Raw genomic sequence first — 15115 nt, 5'->3', positions numbered from 1 at the left:
GTCACCTTCATCTCATCAGTCGTCCGTTTACGGCAAGTATGTGATTTTATCAGCAATTGGCGTTCTCTGCTTGGCAGCAGGGATTTCCGCCGGATAACCCACAGCGAGTACAGCAATCACATCATGCTCCTGCGGCACGCCTAGAATCTCACGGCCCCGGACCGAAGCGCCCAGGGACGACCAGAACACACCTGCGCCTGCTTCATGGGCAACCAGCATGAAATTCTGAATATAGCAGGAGACGGCCATAACGTTCTCATCGCGTTCCATCGGGCTGGCGGCTGGCTTGGAGAGAATGCCAATTAACAATGGAGCACCGCCGAAATCTGTCTTATGGTTCAGTGCTGCTCTTGTCTCCGGGCCAATAAACAGCAGCTCCCAGGGCTCGTTCATCCGGTGATTTGGGGCATAGCTCGCCGCCTCCAGCCATGTGTTCAGCTCATTCTCGCTGATAGCGTCAGGTTTGAAAGCCTTAATTGTTCTGCGGGTCTGGATAGTATCAATGATTGTCATGGTTTATGTCCACTCCTTCAGTTGTATTCTCTTGTTCTGCCAGTACTTCACGCAGCTCGAAGGCCTGGATGAATTCCTGGATGATTCCATCCGTCGCTTTCAGCTCACCGCTGATCACCTGTCTGATAGCTTCGAATTCCGGCTGGTCCAGCTGCTGCATTAAGGTAGAGCGTTTGACATGGAGCCGGTCCAGAAAAGCAATCGCCCGGCCGCGGCGAAAGGTTTGGGCGCTCTGGAAATTCCTCTTGCCGTCATCATGGGGATGGCCACAGTTCTCTCTGTGCTCTTTGTGCCCTTTATGTTCATGTTTTCCTTCGCGCATGATACTCTCCTCCTTCTGTTGTATACATATGTATACGAATATTACTTGTATACAAATGTATACCCTTATTCAGGGGATTGTCAAGCAGCATAACAAAAACAACTCATAAAGGTCCGCAGCAGCGGTCTCTTAATGAGTTGTTTCTGATTAGTGCAATTATACGGTATCCGTTACAAATTGGTTCGTCATTTCTGCTCCAGGGCATATTTGGTGAACGTTTGCTGCTTGAAATCATCCCAGGCTGGAGTGGACAGACCCGCTTGCTGTTTAAGCGGCTCAAACGCTTGATAGAGCGCGGAAATCTCGCTGAAGGAGCCGTCCACCAGCTTCATGAAAGGCAATTTATGAACAAACTTCATTCCTTGGTAGAGCATCGTTGGATGCCGCTTAGCCCCTTTGACAAGTGCTGCCGGATTTGTCTTAATGCCAAGCTTGTCAAGCACGCTGAACCCTTCATCGATCAACGCAACGGCTTGTTTCCAGCGGGCGTTATCCTTTGTTGCTTTTGCCAAGTCGCCGTTATGAAGATAACTGACTGAAGTGATAGCTACAATTGGAACAATATGGCTCAGCAGCCATGCGTTGATATCCTCCGGATAATCAAGCTTGTATTTCGTCTGCCGGAAGGCCTGTGCAAGCTCGGGCTTGAAGGGAACCTCCCCTTCCAGGCTGCCCAGCACCATTTGAACGCCCATACGAATGCTGATCACACGGCCGTTCTTCTCCCGGAGCCCCCCGCTAAGCTGAAACCCGAACACTATATTCTGTGGAGTCCGGCTGTTCTCCTTGAAGAAACGCTGCATGCCGTGAGTATCTCCGTTATTGCCGACCAGAACAATATTGGTGCTCAGGTTGTCCGCCAGAATCGGCAGCACCGCCGGGAAGTCATTATACTTCATCACTACGAAGATCAGATCATAGATATCATCCGTCCGCAGTTCAGAAATGACCTTCACCTGATCTACAGTCGTTTTACGCTGAAAATAATGCCGGATCACCAGTCCGTCCTGCCGCAGCTGAGCCGCTCTCTTCGCCCGGGCGAGCACCGTTACGTCATTGCCGCCCCGCACCAGCACATGTGCCAAATAACTGCCGAGTACACCTGCTCCAATAACTAATATCCGCATATTAATCCCCTCTCATCTTCAAACATTTGTTCTTTTCTAAACATCTGTTCATTAGATTATCAGCAGAGGGGATGTTGCGCAATTGCCAATGCGGGCATGTCTGTACATTTATGAACATTGGGCAGGTGATTGTCTATTAATAAGCTTGAGCCCAGGCCCGGCGGATCTTCTTCATTCTACAATCGGGGTGTGAACCGCGACGATCAGCATATCCATATGCCGGGCATGCCGGAGCAGGTAATGGACGAAGCTTTCTTTGAACAACGCACGCCATAGAGGCCTGCGCGACTGGCCGATGATTAGCTGTGTCGTCTGCATTTCATTCATCCGCTGCAGCAGATGCTTATGCAGATGCTTGCGGCTGACGGCCTCGGTAATATCCATAACGCCGCCCAGCCGCTCCGTCAGATGCTTCAGCGTATCAAGCCGCTTCTGCTCTTCTATTGTCCGTATGCGGGTACAATGAACATAATGCACATGCCACTCAGCCTTCAGGCGGTGCGCTATGCGGAAGCCGCGGCGGATTAACCGTTCGGCCTGCGGGCCGGTGTCCACACAGACGAAGATCACTTCCCGTCTGCTCCAGGGACCCCGGAGGGAGGGCTCGCGGTCCCACGCTTCCAGACGTTCATCCACATCATCGGCAATTTCGCGCAGAGCCAGCTCACGCAGCGCGATCAGATTGCCGATCTTGAAGAAAGACTCCAGCGCCTGATTGACCTTCTCGGCAGCGTAAATCTTCCCTTCCCGCATCCGCTGCTGCAGCATCTGCGGGGTAACGTCGATGAGCTCCACCTCACTCGCCATACGCAGGATCGCATCCGGCACAGTCTCGCGGACACGCACTCCCGTTAACTGTTCCACGGCATCATTCAAGCTCTCCAGATGCTGCACATTGACTGTGGTAATGACGGAGATCCCGTTCTCCAGCAGCCTGATTACATCCTCATAACGTTTCTTGGTCTGGCTTCCGGGAACATTGGTATGGGCAAGCTCATCCACCAGCACCACCTCGGGATGCCGGGCAAGGATCGCCTCCGTATCCATCTCCGTAAGTTCAGCAGACTGGTAGTGGATCTGTGCTCTGGGGATCATCGTTAATCCGCCCACCTGCCCCTTCGTTTCCAGCCTGCCGTGAGTTTCCAGCAGACCGACTACAACATCAATCCCTCTGTTCAGCAGCAGATTGCCTTCCTGCAGCATTTTGTAGGTTTTGCCCACGCCTGGGGCTGCGCCGATATAGACCTTGAAGGTACCACGGCGGATCTTCTCAATCCGCTGCTCCAGCTCCTGGCTGGTTAAGCGGTGGAAGGGCTCCTCTGTTCCCTTAGGGGCCGAGCGGACCGGCAGAATCCGCTCCCCGTCCCGTTCAGCGCGGTCTGCCATCAGGAACACATCGATGTTCCTCGTCCGCCGCAGGACACGGCTGGCGATGGAGCCATGCCACTTCTCCTGCCAGCGGCTTTTCTGCGAATGGCCCATGACTATCCGTGTGACATTATTCTGAATTGCATAACGCACGAGCAGCGAAGGAAGCAGCCTCAAGCGGAGCAACTCTAACTCTTCAAACCTGGCATTGATCCGTTCCGTCAGCTTGAGAATGGAACGCTTGAAGACCTGCTGATCCTTGGTCAGCGGGCGGCCGCGCACGAGAAATGTAACAATAATCAGGTCACCGTTCAGCCGTTTGGCAATTTGCTGCCCCCTCCGGATATAGAGTGACCCATTCCAGTGATACTGCGCAGAGACAAGAATCCGCTCCGTTGCACCGGAAGGTCCGATCAGCCCCTCGGCTTCCCGGTGTTTCTCCAGCGAATCATTGACCCCTTCCGCCATCAGCCGCAGAGACAGCTCGCGGAGCACGCCAAGATTCCCCCGGCGGGAGAGGGCGGGATGAGCCCCTTCTCCAAGCACCCCTTCCTCCATCCGCTTCAGAATCGTTTCCGGAGAGACATCGATCAGCCGTACCTCATCCGCGAATTCCAGTGTATTCAGCGGTACGGTGTCTTCCGCACGGATACCGGTCATCTCATAGATTCTCTCACCCATACCGGCAAGCTCATAGACATTAATGGTAGTAATCACGCTGATCCCCTGATCCATCAGATAACGGATGTCCTCCAGCCGTGTCGGGAACCGGGCGCCTTCACGGTTGCGGTGCGCCAGGCCATCGACCAGCAGCACCTCGGGATTACGCTCCAGCAATGCTTCCAGCGGAAGATCCTTCTCTTCCTTCCCGTCCTTCCACCAGTGGATGCTGGGAACCCGTTCCAAATCGCCAAGCTGCTGAACGGTTTCCGCCCGGCCCATGGTTGATACCGCACTGATCACTACGTCGATGCCCTGATGCTTCAGCAGCTTGCCTTCCTCCAGCATATGGTAGGTTTTGCCCGATCCGCTGACCGAGCCGATAATAATCTTCAGCCGCCCCCGCTGCAGCTGATAGATGGAATAGAGGATTTCCTCCGGTGACTTGCGTTTATATGGTGCCATAAGTTAACCTCCTTTCCTGCGGCACTAACCGGAAATGACCCTGTCCGTATAGCTTACGGGCAGGGTTCAGACCGGTATTACTTCGCTTTGAGTTCCGTTAATGCCAGATTCAGCTTCAGTACATTGACACGCTTTTCACCGAACAGTCCCAGATCCCTACCTTCAGTATACTCAGACACCAAGGCTGTAAGTGTCTCTGGAGGAATTCCGCTCAGATTGCTGATTCTGGGAATCTGCACAATCGCAGCTGCCGGTGTAATATGCGGATCGAGACCTGAACCGGAGTTCGTGACCAGATCAATAGGCAGCTCACTAACGGGTACACCGGGATTATCCAGCTTCCATTGGGTAATTGAATCGCTTGTGCGCTGCAGCATATCAGGATTTGATGGTCCATAGTTGTTCGAACCCGAGGCTTCAGCCTTATACTCAATGCTGGATACACGGCTCTGGAACAATGCCTGATCCGTGAAATTTTGCCCGATCAGTGTGGAACCGACCACCTGCCCCGCTGAATTCTTCAGCAGGCTCCCGTTCGCCTGCGAAGGCATTAGCACTTGGGCGAGAGCGGTGGACGCCAGCGGATATATGATTCCGCAGAGTACAATGAATACTGCGCTTAGCCGTATAATTGTGAAGATATAGGCAGCTTTTGAAGGTGACTGCTGCTCTTCGGCAGTCTCTTTATTGGAATTGGCCATGATGGTATTGCCTCCTTAAGAATTCAATCGTGTGCTTGTATACTTGAAATTGAGATTGTCCCAATTAGAATGTTGGTCGTAACTCCGGTGAATATTTGGACTTCCGGCCGCTGTTGTCCCCAGATTTCTTGATCTGTACTGCTGTTCGCAGTGGAAATCCGGTGACAAAGGCGTACGCATTCGCTCCTACAGTTCCAAAATCCCCCTCCGTTACTATCATCATATATTGTATCAATGCCATTTCTAACGTTCACTAAATCCAAATCCTAACGATCATATCAATCAGCTTGATCCCTGCGAACGGAACAACGACGCCGCCAAGCCCGTAGATGACAATATTCCGTGCGAGCAGCTTCGTAGAGCTCATCGGCTTATAGGAGACACCGCGCATAGCTAGCGGAATCAGCAGCGGGATAATGATGGCGTTGAAGATCAGCGCCGAGATTATGGCGGAGCTTGGAGAGCCGAGTCCCATCACATTGAGGGCTTCCATCTCCGGAATCGCCAGTGTGAACATCGCCGGGATAATCGCGAAATACTTGGCAATATCGTTAGCGATACTGAAGGTAGTCAGCGCCCCACGGGTCATAAGCAGCTGCTTCCCGATTGCTACAACCTCAATGATTTTGGAGGGATCAGAATCCAGATCGACCATATTCGCGGCTTCCTTGGCAGCGGTCGTGCCGCTGTTCATCGCCAGCCCCACATCGGCTTGAGCCAATGCAGGCGCATCGTTGGTTCCATCACCGGTCATAGCTACCAGCTTGCCTTCATTCTGCTCGCGGCGGATAACCGCGATCTTGTCCTCCGGTGTACTCTCGGCAATGAAGTCATCGACTCCGGCTTCACGGGCAATGGTAGCCGCCGTCAGCGGATTATCGCCTGTGCACATGATGGTCTTGATCCCCATGCTGCGCAGTTCATCGAAGCGTTCCTTCATGCCGGGTTTAACCGTGTCCTTCAGATAGATCAGCCCGTAGATCCGGTTATCTACTGCAACCGCAAGCGGTGTGCCGCCTAACCGGGCAATCGCATCCGAGTTGCTGTCCAGATCAGCCGGTACTGCACCGCCCTGGGACAGCACCCATTTCTTCACGGAATCTACGGCTCCCTTACGCACCAGGCGTCCGTCGTGCAGATCGATACCGCTCATCCGGGTCTCAGCCTTGAACTCGACGAATGCTCCGCCTTCGGCAAGACTGCCGTCATAGCTGAGCTCCAGCTTCTTGGACAGCTCCAGTACGGAGCGTCCTTCCGGGGTTTCATCCTTCAGCGAGCTGACTGCCGCCCAGGCGGCCAACTCAGTTCCTGACTCACCGCCTACCGTGACGAATTCGCTCGCCATCCGGTTGCCGAAGGTGATCGTCCCGGTTTTATCAAGGATCATTGTGTTGATATCCCCGGCGGCTTCCACCGCTTTACCGGACATTGCCAGCACATTGAACTGGGTAACACGGTCCATCCCGGCAATCCCGATGGCTGACAGCAGTCCGCCGATCGTAGTCGGGATCAGACAGACCAGGAGAGCAATCATCACAGGGATCTCCAGCTGAACGCCGATGTAATCAGCTATTGGACGCAGCGTAACTACAACGATCAGGAATATAATCGTCAAGCTGATCAGAAGCGTGTTCAGGGCAATTTCATTCGGTGTTTTCTGTCGTTTCGCCCCTTCAACCAGCGAGATCATCCGGTCCAGGAAGGATTCGCCCGGATCACTCGTAATCCGCAACTTGATCTGATCGCTGACTACGCGGGTGCCGCCTGTAACTGAGCCGAAGTCCCCGCCAGCTTCCTTAATGACCGGCGCCGATTCCCCCGTGATCGCCGATTCATCTACAGAGGCCAAACCTTCAATCACCTCACCGTCACCGGGAATCATTTCCCCCTGACTGACGAGAACAACGTCGCCTTTGCGCAGCTCGGAAGCCGGAACCTGCTTGATCGCTGATCCAGCCAGCTTATTGGCTGTAATGTCCTGCTTCGTTTTTTTCAGCGAATCGGCTTGCGCTTTGCCGCGCCCCTCAGCCAGTGCTTCCGCGAAGTTAGCGAACAACACCGTGAACAGCAGGATGAAGAATACCGAAATATTGAAACCTACCGAATGCTCCGCATTGAAGTAGCCTGGTGCCAGCACCATAAGCAGTACGATTACCGTGCCGACCTCAACCACGAACATGACCGGATTCTTCATTAACGTTACCGGATTAAGCTTCACTACACTGTCCTTGGCCGCACTTAGAAGGATAGGACCTGTCAGCAGTTTTTTTCTTTGTACAGTACTCATTCTCTTCTCTCCCTCTCCCTACCGTAAAGTCAAATATTCTGCAATTGGACCGAGGACAATGACCGGCAAGAAGGTCAGCGCGCCGATAATCAGCACCGTACCAATCAGTATTCCGGTGAACAGTCCGTTATCCGTACGGAAGGTACCAATCGTCTCCGGCACCGGCTTCTTACGCAGCAGTGAACCTGCAACCGCCAGCATGGCGATAATCGAGACATACCGGCCCAGCAGCATGACGATACCCGTTGTGATATTCCAGAAGGAGGTATTATCGGCCAGTCCTTCAAAGCCAGAGCCGTTATTGGCTGCAGAGGACACATATTCATACAGAACCTGAGTCATCCCGTGGAATCCGGGGTTGCTGATACTCCCCTGACCAAGGTCGGTCAGAAAAGCAGCGGCGGTCGGAACCAGAATAATCAGCGGATGAATCAGAATGGCAATGGCAATCAGCTTCATTTCCCTCGCCTCAATCTTCCGCCCGAGGAATTCTGGCGTCCGGCCAACCATCAGCCCGCATAGGAAGACGCCGAGTATTGCATACATCAGCATATTGACCAGCCCGACACCTTTACCGCCAAACACATTATTCAGCATCATCAGCGTTAAAGGCGTAATGCTGCCGAGCGGCGTCAGCGTATCATGCATATTATTCACACTGCCGGTTGTGGCGGCTGTAGTAACTGTTGTGAACAGAGCGGACTGCGCAATCCCGAACCGCACCTCTTTACCTTCCATACTGCCTTGCGAGGCATCAATGCCCATCGCGTTAACCGCCGGATTACCCGCACTTTCAGCAGCATAATTCAGTCCCAGCAGCACCACGAACAACGTCATCATCGCACCAAAAATCATCCAGCCCTGGCGTTTGTTCTTGGCAAACTTCCCGTACATGTACGGCAGGGAAGCGGGCAGCAGCCACATGGAGAGAATCTCCAGCACATTGCTCAGCGGACTGGGGTTCTCAAAAGGATGCGCCGAGTTCGCTCCGAAGAAGCCCCCGCCGTTCGTTCCGATATGCTTAATGGATTCCAGAGAGGCAATCGGCCCGATCGCAATCTGCTGGCTCTGCCCCTCTAGCGTCGTAACCTCTAGTGCAGGTTTCAGTGTCTGCGGCACATGAAGACCAACGAGCGCCAGTGTTACAAGCAGCGCGAGCGGAATGAAGACCCGGATATGCGCTTTGACGAAGTCTTCGAAGAAGTTCCCCACCGAGCTGCGTCCTGTAATCCCTCTGACAAAAGCGACAGCTACCGAGAATCCGCTGGCCGCCGAAGTGAACATCAGCATCGTCATTACAGCCATCTGCGAGAAGTAGGACACGCCTGTCTCTCCGCTGTAATGCTGAAGATTCGTATTGGTGATGAAGCTGATCACCGTATTGAAGGTGAGCGTCTCTTCCATATTGCCAATCCCGCCCGGGTTGAGCGGAAGCCCCTTCTGCAGCCGCAGAAGGATGTAACTGAATGTTACCAGGGCTATATTCGTTACAATAAAGCTGACCGCATATTTCTTCCAGGACATCCCGCCCCGCTGCTTCAGCCCGATCAGACGGTAAATACCTCTCTCCGTTCCGCCGAAGATCCGGTCTGTCCGGTTCGGTTCACCTGAGAATACATGATATAGATAAGTTCCTGCCGGTTTCACCAGCAGCACCAGAATTAGAATGACTGCTATAATTTGCACAATACCCACGGATGACCCTCCTCAATATACAAACTAACCTTCATTTCTTTCTTGCCTACTCTCTCTCCATACTGTATCAATAGATTAAAAATCAACGTTATAAGGTAAAGAGACGGAGGGGATATTTGGAACTGTAGGAGCGAATGCGTACGCCTTTGTCAGCGGATTTCCACCGCGATCAGCGGTATAAATCAAGAAATCTGATGACAACAGCGGCCGGAAGTCCAAATATTCACGCAGTCACGACTAACCTTTTTGACACTGATTTTTAGATCTTTTTATACAGCCCCCTTTTTAAAATTTCTCCGGATGAATCAAAGCATAAACCAGATACAGAAACAGGAGTAACGTTGCCGCAAGGACTACCGCCATCACTCATTCCCCCCTTGTTCATCCACTACATGACCGCACCATTGCACAAATGCGTAGAACAAAGCGAATACCGCTGCCAAGGCCACCGTCATATACACATCCATCATTGTCTTTGCCACTCCTCATCCGAATTTATAAGAATCTCTCTCTTGTAACTTCCGGTCTAGCGTAACATTTCTCCCGTTAGTTCAGGGTTAGGGTTTCAGCAGGCGTATTAAGATGACATTAAGAGCGGTAAATATCCTCACCCAGCACCTGATTGACCGCCTGGATAAAAGCCTGATGGCCCCCGTCCGGTTCCATTCTGCGGGGCAGCGCCCGGGCAAGAATCTGTTCCGTCCCCTTCGGATCGAACTCAAAGCTATCTGCGAGAATCACCCTGACCTCCTCTGGAGACGCTCCATTAGCGAACCGGTCCGCTGCTTTATATACATCACAGTTCTCATAGCAGCCTTCCTGCTGCAGGCCGATCCAGTCGTATCTCTTTTTGATCAGCACCAGTAATGTTGTTATGACCGTGAGCAGACCGATATTTCTAAACATCAGATCCATGAATATTGCCTTCTTTCTTCTGTGTTTCACTTCCGGTTCAGCTTACCACTCCCGCCATTAGTTCAGGATTAGGGTTTGCTTCAGCGAATTAAGATTTCGTTAAAATGCCGGTAGCGCAACCGCTCCAGGTAGCCGCCTCCATAGCTGGAACGACAAATAACCATGTCCGTTAAGGACATGGTTATCGAAGTATTTGACAAGCAATGCTGTGCGAATTCCGCCAGCCCGTTCAGATCACCTTGCTGTCATCTCCCGCCTGGAGCATCCGGTAACCGACACCAATATGTGTCTGGATAATTTTCGGCTGTGAGGGTGTACTCTCGATCTTCTTCCGGAGCGTAGCCATAAATACACGCAGTGCCGGAATATCATACGTATGGCTGCCCCAGATTTCATGCAGGATGTAATTATGGGTCAATACCTTACCCACATTCTTGGCCAGTAGGCACAGCAGCTTATATTCAATCGGTGTCAGATGGATTTCGTCATCCTCCAGCCAGACACAGCCTGCCGAGTAATCGATCCGTAAGTTCCCGTTGGTAAAAACAGACGAATCCTTCATCAGCTTCTCGCTGTCCCCCCGGATCCGGCGCAGACTGACCCGCAGCCTGGCCAGCAGCTCCTCCACGCTAAACGGCTTGGTCAGATAATCATCTGCCCCCGCATCGAGCGCTTCAATCTTGTCCCGGTCTTCACTGCGCGCACTGACCACAATAATCGGAATATTGGACCAGGCCCGGACCTTCCGGATAATATCGACACCGTCCATATCGGGCAGTCCCAAATCCAGAATCATGATATCCGGCTGACTGGACACGGCCTCCAGAATCGAAGCTTCCCCTGTCTCAGCCGTATGATATTTATAGCCTTGGGTCTCCAGTGTTGTCGTAATCAGCTTGCGGATAGGTTTGTCATCCTCTACCACAAGTATCAAAGGTTTATTCATGGACATTCACCTCTTCTGCCTGCAGGGTGAAGCTGAATACCGTCCCCTGCGGTGCGTGATCTCGTAATTCAATATTGCCGCCATGGGCGTGGATAATCGACTTGCAGAGTGCCAGCCCTAGGCCTAATCCGCGCCTGCCGTCGCCGCGCACGTTGTCTGCCGTGTAGAACATCTCGAACACCTTGGCTTTGGCTTCAGCTGAAATGCCGGGGCCATCATCAGCAACCTCCACCACTACCCAGCCCGCCTCGCGTCTGGCGGATACCGTTATATGTGACCCGGATTGAGTATATTTGATCGCGTTATCCACCAGATTGATGATGACCTGAATAATCAGCCGTGAATCCATTCTGGCCATGAGCAGCTCATCCTCCAGCCGGATCTCAATGTGATGCTCATCCTTATTGCGGTTTACATGCAGCAGCGCTTCGGCTATCACTTCCTCCAGCAGCTCCGCCTGAAAATTGAGGTGAAGGGCGCCGTTATCGATCCGGGTAATGGACAGCAGATTCTCCACCAGATTGATCAGCCACATGGAATCATCGTAGATATCGTTATACAGTTCCTTCTTCTGCTCTTCATTCAGGACCATCGAATTGCCGATCAGGATGCCCGCATTGCCGGAAATACTCGTAAGCGGTGTGCGCAGATCATGTGAAATGCCCCGCAGCAGATTGGTACGCAGCTGTTCCTGCTGGATTTGCAGAGAGATTTCCTTTTGCTTTTCATTCAGCTTATCTTTCTCCAGGGCAAGGGCACATTCACCCAGCATGGCAATCATCAGGCTTTTCTCAAAAACCTCCAGCGGTTCCTCCTGCTCCATTACGATGCCCGCCACCGCAAAGACCGTATCCCCTCCGCGCACTGCATGATACAGACAATGAGCTGCCGAGAACGTATCTGTAGAAGCTCCTGCCCGTTTATTATTCTGCAGCACCCACTCCGCAACCTTGCGTTCATCATCGAAGATATAGCTCTGGGGATCAACTGCAGCTTCCTCCTTGGCAAAAATCAGCGGTTCGGCAAGCTCCCCCTCTACCACCTCATAGACAATAATGCTCCGGTCCAGCAGCTTGACCATCTGCAGTGCCGTTTCGTTGATGATTGCCGGGGTATCCTTGGCCTGCTGCAGCTTCCGGCTTGTCTCGAGCAGAACTTCGGTACGGTAAGCCTTTTGCGCCGACTCCCTGGCCTGCTCCTTCACCCGCAAAGTCAATGTGCTCGTAATGAACGAGGCTGAGAACATTACCAGAAAAGTCACCGGGTAACCGGAGTCATAGGCCTGCAGAGAGAAAAAAGGCGCAGTAAAGAAATAATTAAAGACAAGCACACTCAAAATCGAAGTAACCCCGCTGTACAGCCGCCCTTTTGTAACCATCGCATCCAGCAGAACACCAAGAATATATACGGTAATGATATTAGCTTCACTGAAGCCGAGATGCTTGAACCACAACCCGATTAAAGTACAAACCGCCAGGATGCCTATAGTTTTGCCTGTATCAGCCAGCGTCAGAAGCGGAGATTTGGCATATTGCGGGAATTTTTTGTACAAGGAAGGCCCATTATCCGGAATAATGTAAATATCAATATTCGGAGCGGACGCCGTCAGCTTGTCGACAATGTTAGATTTGGCCGGCCAGCGGGTTTTGTGCTGCGAACGTCCCAGAACGATCTTGGAGACCCGGCTTGTTTTGGCGTATTCGGCAATTTGTCCGGGAACATCCTCCCCATATACGGTCGCGACCTGTGCCCCGAGCTGCTCAGCCAGTCTCAGATTCTCACGCAGCTCTGCCTTGTTCTTGGCGGTTAATTCTTTTGTCCTCGACGTTTCCACATACAGTGCTGTGAACGTTCCATGCAGGGCGTCGGCCATTCTGGCCGCAGTGCGGATCACCTTCTTGCTGGAGATTGCCGAGGACAGGCAGACCAGTATATGATCCTTCGTATAAAAGGTAGCACTGGCCGCCTTCTCCCCGAGCTGTACGGCAATTCTGTTCAGCTGGTCAGCTGTATAACGCAGTGCAATTTCCCGCAGGGCAATCAGCTTTTCGGGAATAAAGAAACCGGCATGCTTCTGCTGCAGCTGTTCATCCGGGTATATCCGGCCCTTTTTTAAACGGTCTATCAGATCGCCGGGTCCGACATCAACAAACTCCACCAGATCCGCACGGTCAAATACGCTGTCTGGAATGCGCTCCAGCACAGGAATACCCGTTATGGAGGTCACGACATCGGTCAGACTCTCTATATGTTCCACATTTACCGTGGTGTATACGTTAATTCCAGCCCGCAGCAGCTCCTCCACATCCTGATATCTTCTTTTGTGGCGGCCTCCCGGAGCATTGGTGTGGGCGAGATCATCGACCAGGATCAGCTCCGGCCTTCTGCGGATCGCGAGGTCAATGTCAAACTCCCGGACTATTTCCCCGTGAATAGATATTTCCAGCGGTGGAAGACGCTCAAGCCCTGACAGCAGCTCCGCCGTATCTGCTCTGTTATGAGACTCGATAAAGCCTGCGGCCACCTGAATACCTTCCTTTTGTTCTTCATGGGCGGCATAGAGCATAGCACAGGTCTTGCCTGCCCCGGGTGCGTATCCGAAGAATATTTTCAGCCTGCCCCGCTGCTTCTCAGCCGTTGTGTATCCTGCCATTCGAATGGTTCCTTCCTATATGGGCATCATGCCGTGCGTTCGTACTCTTAATGATAGCGTCAGTATAGCATGTGCACAATCAGCATGACATTATGGAATTGGCTGTGGCATTAAGATTGCATTAAGATGAGGGGAGGGATGGCAGTATTTAGGAGGTGATCCGCAGGCGGTGCCGAATATTGTAGAGTAGCAAATTTCAACATACCGATTCTAAGGAGATCTGAGATGACAAACGAACAGCAATCCGGGCAAGGGACAATGGAGATGATTTTGGCTGGTGCAGTGAAGCTTCCCGGGGTACAGGTAGACCGGAGTGAATTCCTTGCTCAGCAGTTTGCCAAATATGATACTTATGGAAATATGAGTACCATTCTGGAAAGAGGACCGCTTGAGGCCGGGATCAGCCTATCGGTCATTGACAAACTAGCCAAGACGCTAATTGAAAAGCGTACTATCTTAAGTACTGCAGCCTCCACAGCAGCCGGACTTCCGGGAGGATTAGCCATGGCGGCGACCATTCCGGCAGACACCCTGCAGTTTTTTGGCGTAGCGATGCGCTTGTCCCAGGAATTAGCCTACCTGTATGGAGGCGCGGATCTGTGGCAAGGCAACACCCCGGATTCGGAGCAGGTTAGCCGTGAGCTTACGTTATATCTGGGAGTGATGTTCGGAGTGGCCGGCTCTGCTCCGATGCTGCGCATTCTGAACGCACCTAATTCCCGGCAGCTGCTGAATGAGCAGACCCGGCAAGACTTGGCCCAGACGATGTATTACCCGCTGCTGAAGAAAATCTCTTCTTATATCGGGATTAAAATCACCAAGAAAACCTTTGCCCAAGGCGCATCCAAGTTCATACCTGTTCTGGGCGGACTTCTCTCCGGCGGGATGACCTATTTCTCCATGAAGCCTATGGGGCACCGCCTGCGGGAAGCTTTGTACGATGCTTGCGATCATTATTCGGAAGCTCAGCTGGCGCAGGACAGGGATAAGGTACAGCGTGCGGTTGCAGATTCGGAGATTAATGTAATTGAAGGCGAATTTTTTGACTTAGGGTTTGATTCGAAGCCAGAGCCGGCAGCTACAGCTGCTGCAAGACCGGAGCAATTTAGTGCCGCGGATGAACTGCTGAAATTCAAGCAGCTGCTCGATATGGGCGCAATTACGCAAGAGGAATTCGACCGGAAGAAATCCGAGCTGCTGAACAGCTGATTTCTCGCGTGAATCTTGAAGAGCTATTCCCTCTGCTATTGCAGGAGGCATAGCTCTTTTTTGTGAGTAAAATTCATGATGCTCTGATCTAAGAAGAATCAGAAGTTAGTAAATATAACATGTATGTTCTTATTTAATAATAGCCTCTGTTTCAAGAATTGGCGACAAGACAGCACTGCCAGCTCAATATAAAAATCCGAAAAGCCAACTATATCAAGCGTCACTTTATCCTTTTAAAGGATATACGCGCACAA

The 15115-nt window shown here is 52.1% G+C and carries 12 protein-coding genes; 1 reads left to right on the top strand and 11 read right to left on the bottom strand.

Annotated elements, in window-relative coordinates; genetic code table 11:
• Positions 1-27 precede the first annotated feature (27 nt).
• The 11 genes from GC101_RS25060 to GC101_RS25010 form a co-directional block, all read right to left on the bottom strand.
• Positions 28-513 carry a nitroreductase family protein gene (locus GC101_RS25060; RefSeq protein WP_171719484.1) on the bottom strand — a complete coding sequence of 162 codons (486 nt, stop codon included), beginning with the start codon at positions 511-513 and terminating at the stop codon, positions 28-30.
• The gene (locus tag GC101_RS25055; RefSeq protein WP_076245963.1) at positions 500-835 is read right to left on the bottom strand and encodes a hypothetical protein; all 336 of its coding nucleotides are present in this window, start codon (positions 833-835) and stop codon (positions 500-502) included. Before GC101_RS25055 ends, GC101_RS25060 begins: the two co-directional genes overlap by 14 nt.
• 185 nt (positions 836-1020) lie before the next feature.
• Positions 1021-1962, bottom strand: coding sequence for a ketopantoate reductase family protein (locus GC101_RS25050; protein ID WP_171719483.1), 942 nt, complete (start codon positions 1960-1962; stop codon positions 1021-1023).
• Positions 1963-2133: 171 nt separating this feature from the next.
• Positions 2134-4455, bottom strand: a complete 2322-nt coding sequence (locus GC101_RS25045; RefSeq protein ID WP_171719482.1) for a universal stress protein — start codon at positions 4453-4455, stop codon at positions 2134-2136.
• Positions 4456-4532: 77 nt separating this feature from the next.
• Complete coding sequence (kdpC, locus tag GC101_RS25040; protein ID WP_171719481.1) at positions 4533-5156, bottom strand: potassium-transporting ATPase subunit KdpC; 624 nt, start codon at positions 5154-5156, stop codon at positions 4533-4535.
• A 253-nt stretch (positions 5157-5409) separates the two neighbouring features.
• Positions 5410-7443 (bottom strand): potassium-transporting ATPase subunit KdpB, encoded by a 2034-nt coding sequence (gene kdpB, locus GC101_RS25035; protein WP_171719480.1) that lies wholly within the window; start codon positions 7441-7443, stop codon positions 5410-5412.
• Between the two features lie 18 nt (positions 7444-7461).
• The gene (gene kdpA, locus GC101_RS25030) at positions 7462-9138 is read right to left on the bottom strand and encodes a potassium-transporting ATPase subunit KdpA (protein ID WP_171719479.1); all 1677 of its coding nucleotides are present in this window, start codon (positions 9136-9138) and stop codon (positions 7462-7464) included.
• Between the two features lie 285 nt (positions 9139-9423).
• On the bottom strand, positions 9424-9501 hold the full coding sequence (gene kdpF, locus GC101_RS36965; protein ID WP_144026137.1) for a K(+)-transporting ATPase subunit F: 78 nt from the start codon (positions 9499-9501) through the stop codon (positions 9424-9426).
• Between the two features lie 225 nt (positions 9502-9726).
• Positions 9727-10053, bottom strand: a complete 327-nt coding sequence (locus GC101_RS25020) for a hypothetical protein (RefSeq protein WP_171719478.1) — start codon at positions 10051-10053, stop codon at positions 9727-9729.
• Positions 10054-10282: 229 nt separating this feature from the next.
• Positions 10283-10999 (bottom strand): response regulator, encoded by a 717-nt coding sequence (locus tag GC101_RS25015; protein ID WP_042137193.1) that lies wholly within the window; start codon positions 10997-10999, stop codon positions 10283-10285.
• Positions 10992-13652, bottom strand: coding sequence for a sensor histidine kinase (locus tag GC101_RS25010; protein ID WP_171719477.1), 2661 nt, complete (start codon positions 13650-13652; stop codon positions 10992-10994). The genes GC101_RS25015 and GC101_RS25010 overlap by 8 nt, the downstream gene beginning before the upstream one ends.
• Positions 13653-13877: 225 nt before the next feature.
• On the opposite strand from GC101_RS25010, the gene GC101_RS25005 reads away from it, so the two are divergent.
• The gene (locus GC101_RS25005) at positions 13878-14861 is read left to right on the top strand and encodes an SHOCT domain-containing protein (protein ID WP_171719476.1); all 984 of its coding nucleotides are present in this window, start codon (positions 13878-13880) and stop codon (positions 14859-14861) included.
• The last annotated feature ends 254 nt before the right edge of the window (positions 14862-15115 follow it).

It is taken from the genome of Paenibacillus phytohabitans (assembly GCF_013141775.1).
GTDB lineage: Bacteria > Bacillota > Bacilli > Paenibacillales > Paenibacillaceae > Paenibacillus_AQ > Paenibacillus_AQ phytohabitans.
This window is presented reverse-complemented; position numbering and strand designations above follow the sequence as displayed.

What these genes read in the sequence shown, in the direction of transcription:
- GC101_RS25060 (WP_171719484.1), bottom strand. Translation starts at nt 513, where the DNA reads ATGACAATCATTGATACTATCCAGACCCGCAGAACAATTAAGGCTTTC.
- GC101_RS25055 (WP_076245963.1), bottom strand. Translation starts at nt 835, where the DNA reads ATGCGCGAAGGAAAACATGAACATAAAGGGCACAAAGAGCACAGAGAG.
- GC101_RS25050 (WP_171719483.1), bottom strand. Translation starts at nt 1,962, where the DNA reads ATGCGGATATTAGTTATTGGAGCAGGTGTACTCGGCAGTTATTTGGCA.
- GC101_RS25045 (WP_171719482.1), bottom strand. Translation starts at nt 4,455, where the DNA reads ATGGCACCATATAAACGCAAGTCACCGGAGGAAATCCTCTATTCCATC.
- kdpC (WP_171719481.1), bottom strand. Translation starts at nt 5,156, where the DNA reads ATGGCCAATTCCAATAAAGAGACTGCCGAAGAGCAGCAGTCACCTTCA.
- kdpB (WP_171719480.1), bottom strand. Translation starts at nt 7,443, where the DNA reads ATGAGTACTGTACAAAGAAAAAAACTGCTGACAGGTCCTATCCTTCTA.
- kdpF (WP_144026137.1), bottom strand. Translation starts at nt 9,501, where the DNA reads ATGGCGGTAGTCCTTGCGGCAACGTTACTCCTGTTTCTGTATCTGGTT.
- GC101_RS25020 (WP_171719478.1), bottom strand. Translation starts at nt 10,053, where the DNA reads ATGGATCTGATGTTTAGAAATATCGGTCTGCTCACGGTCATAACAACA.
- GC101_RS25015 (WP_042137193.1), bottom strand. Translation starts at nt 10,999, where the DNA reads ATGAATAAACCTTTGATACTTGTGGTAGAGGATGACAAACCTATCCGC.
- GC101_RS25010 (WP_171719477.1), bottom strand. Translation starts at nt 13,652, where the DNA reads ATGGCAGGATACACAACGGCTGAGAAGCAGCGGGGCAGGCTGAAAATA.
- GC101_RS25005 (WP_171719476.1), top strand. Translation starts at nt 13,878, where the DNA reads ATGACAAACGAACAGCAATCCGGGCAAGGGACAATGGAGATGATTTTG.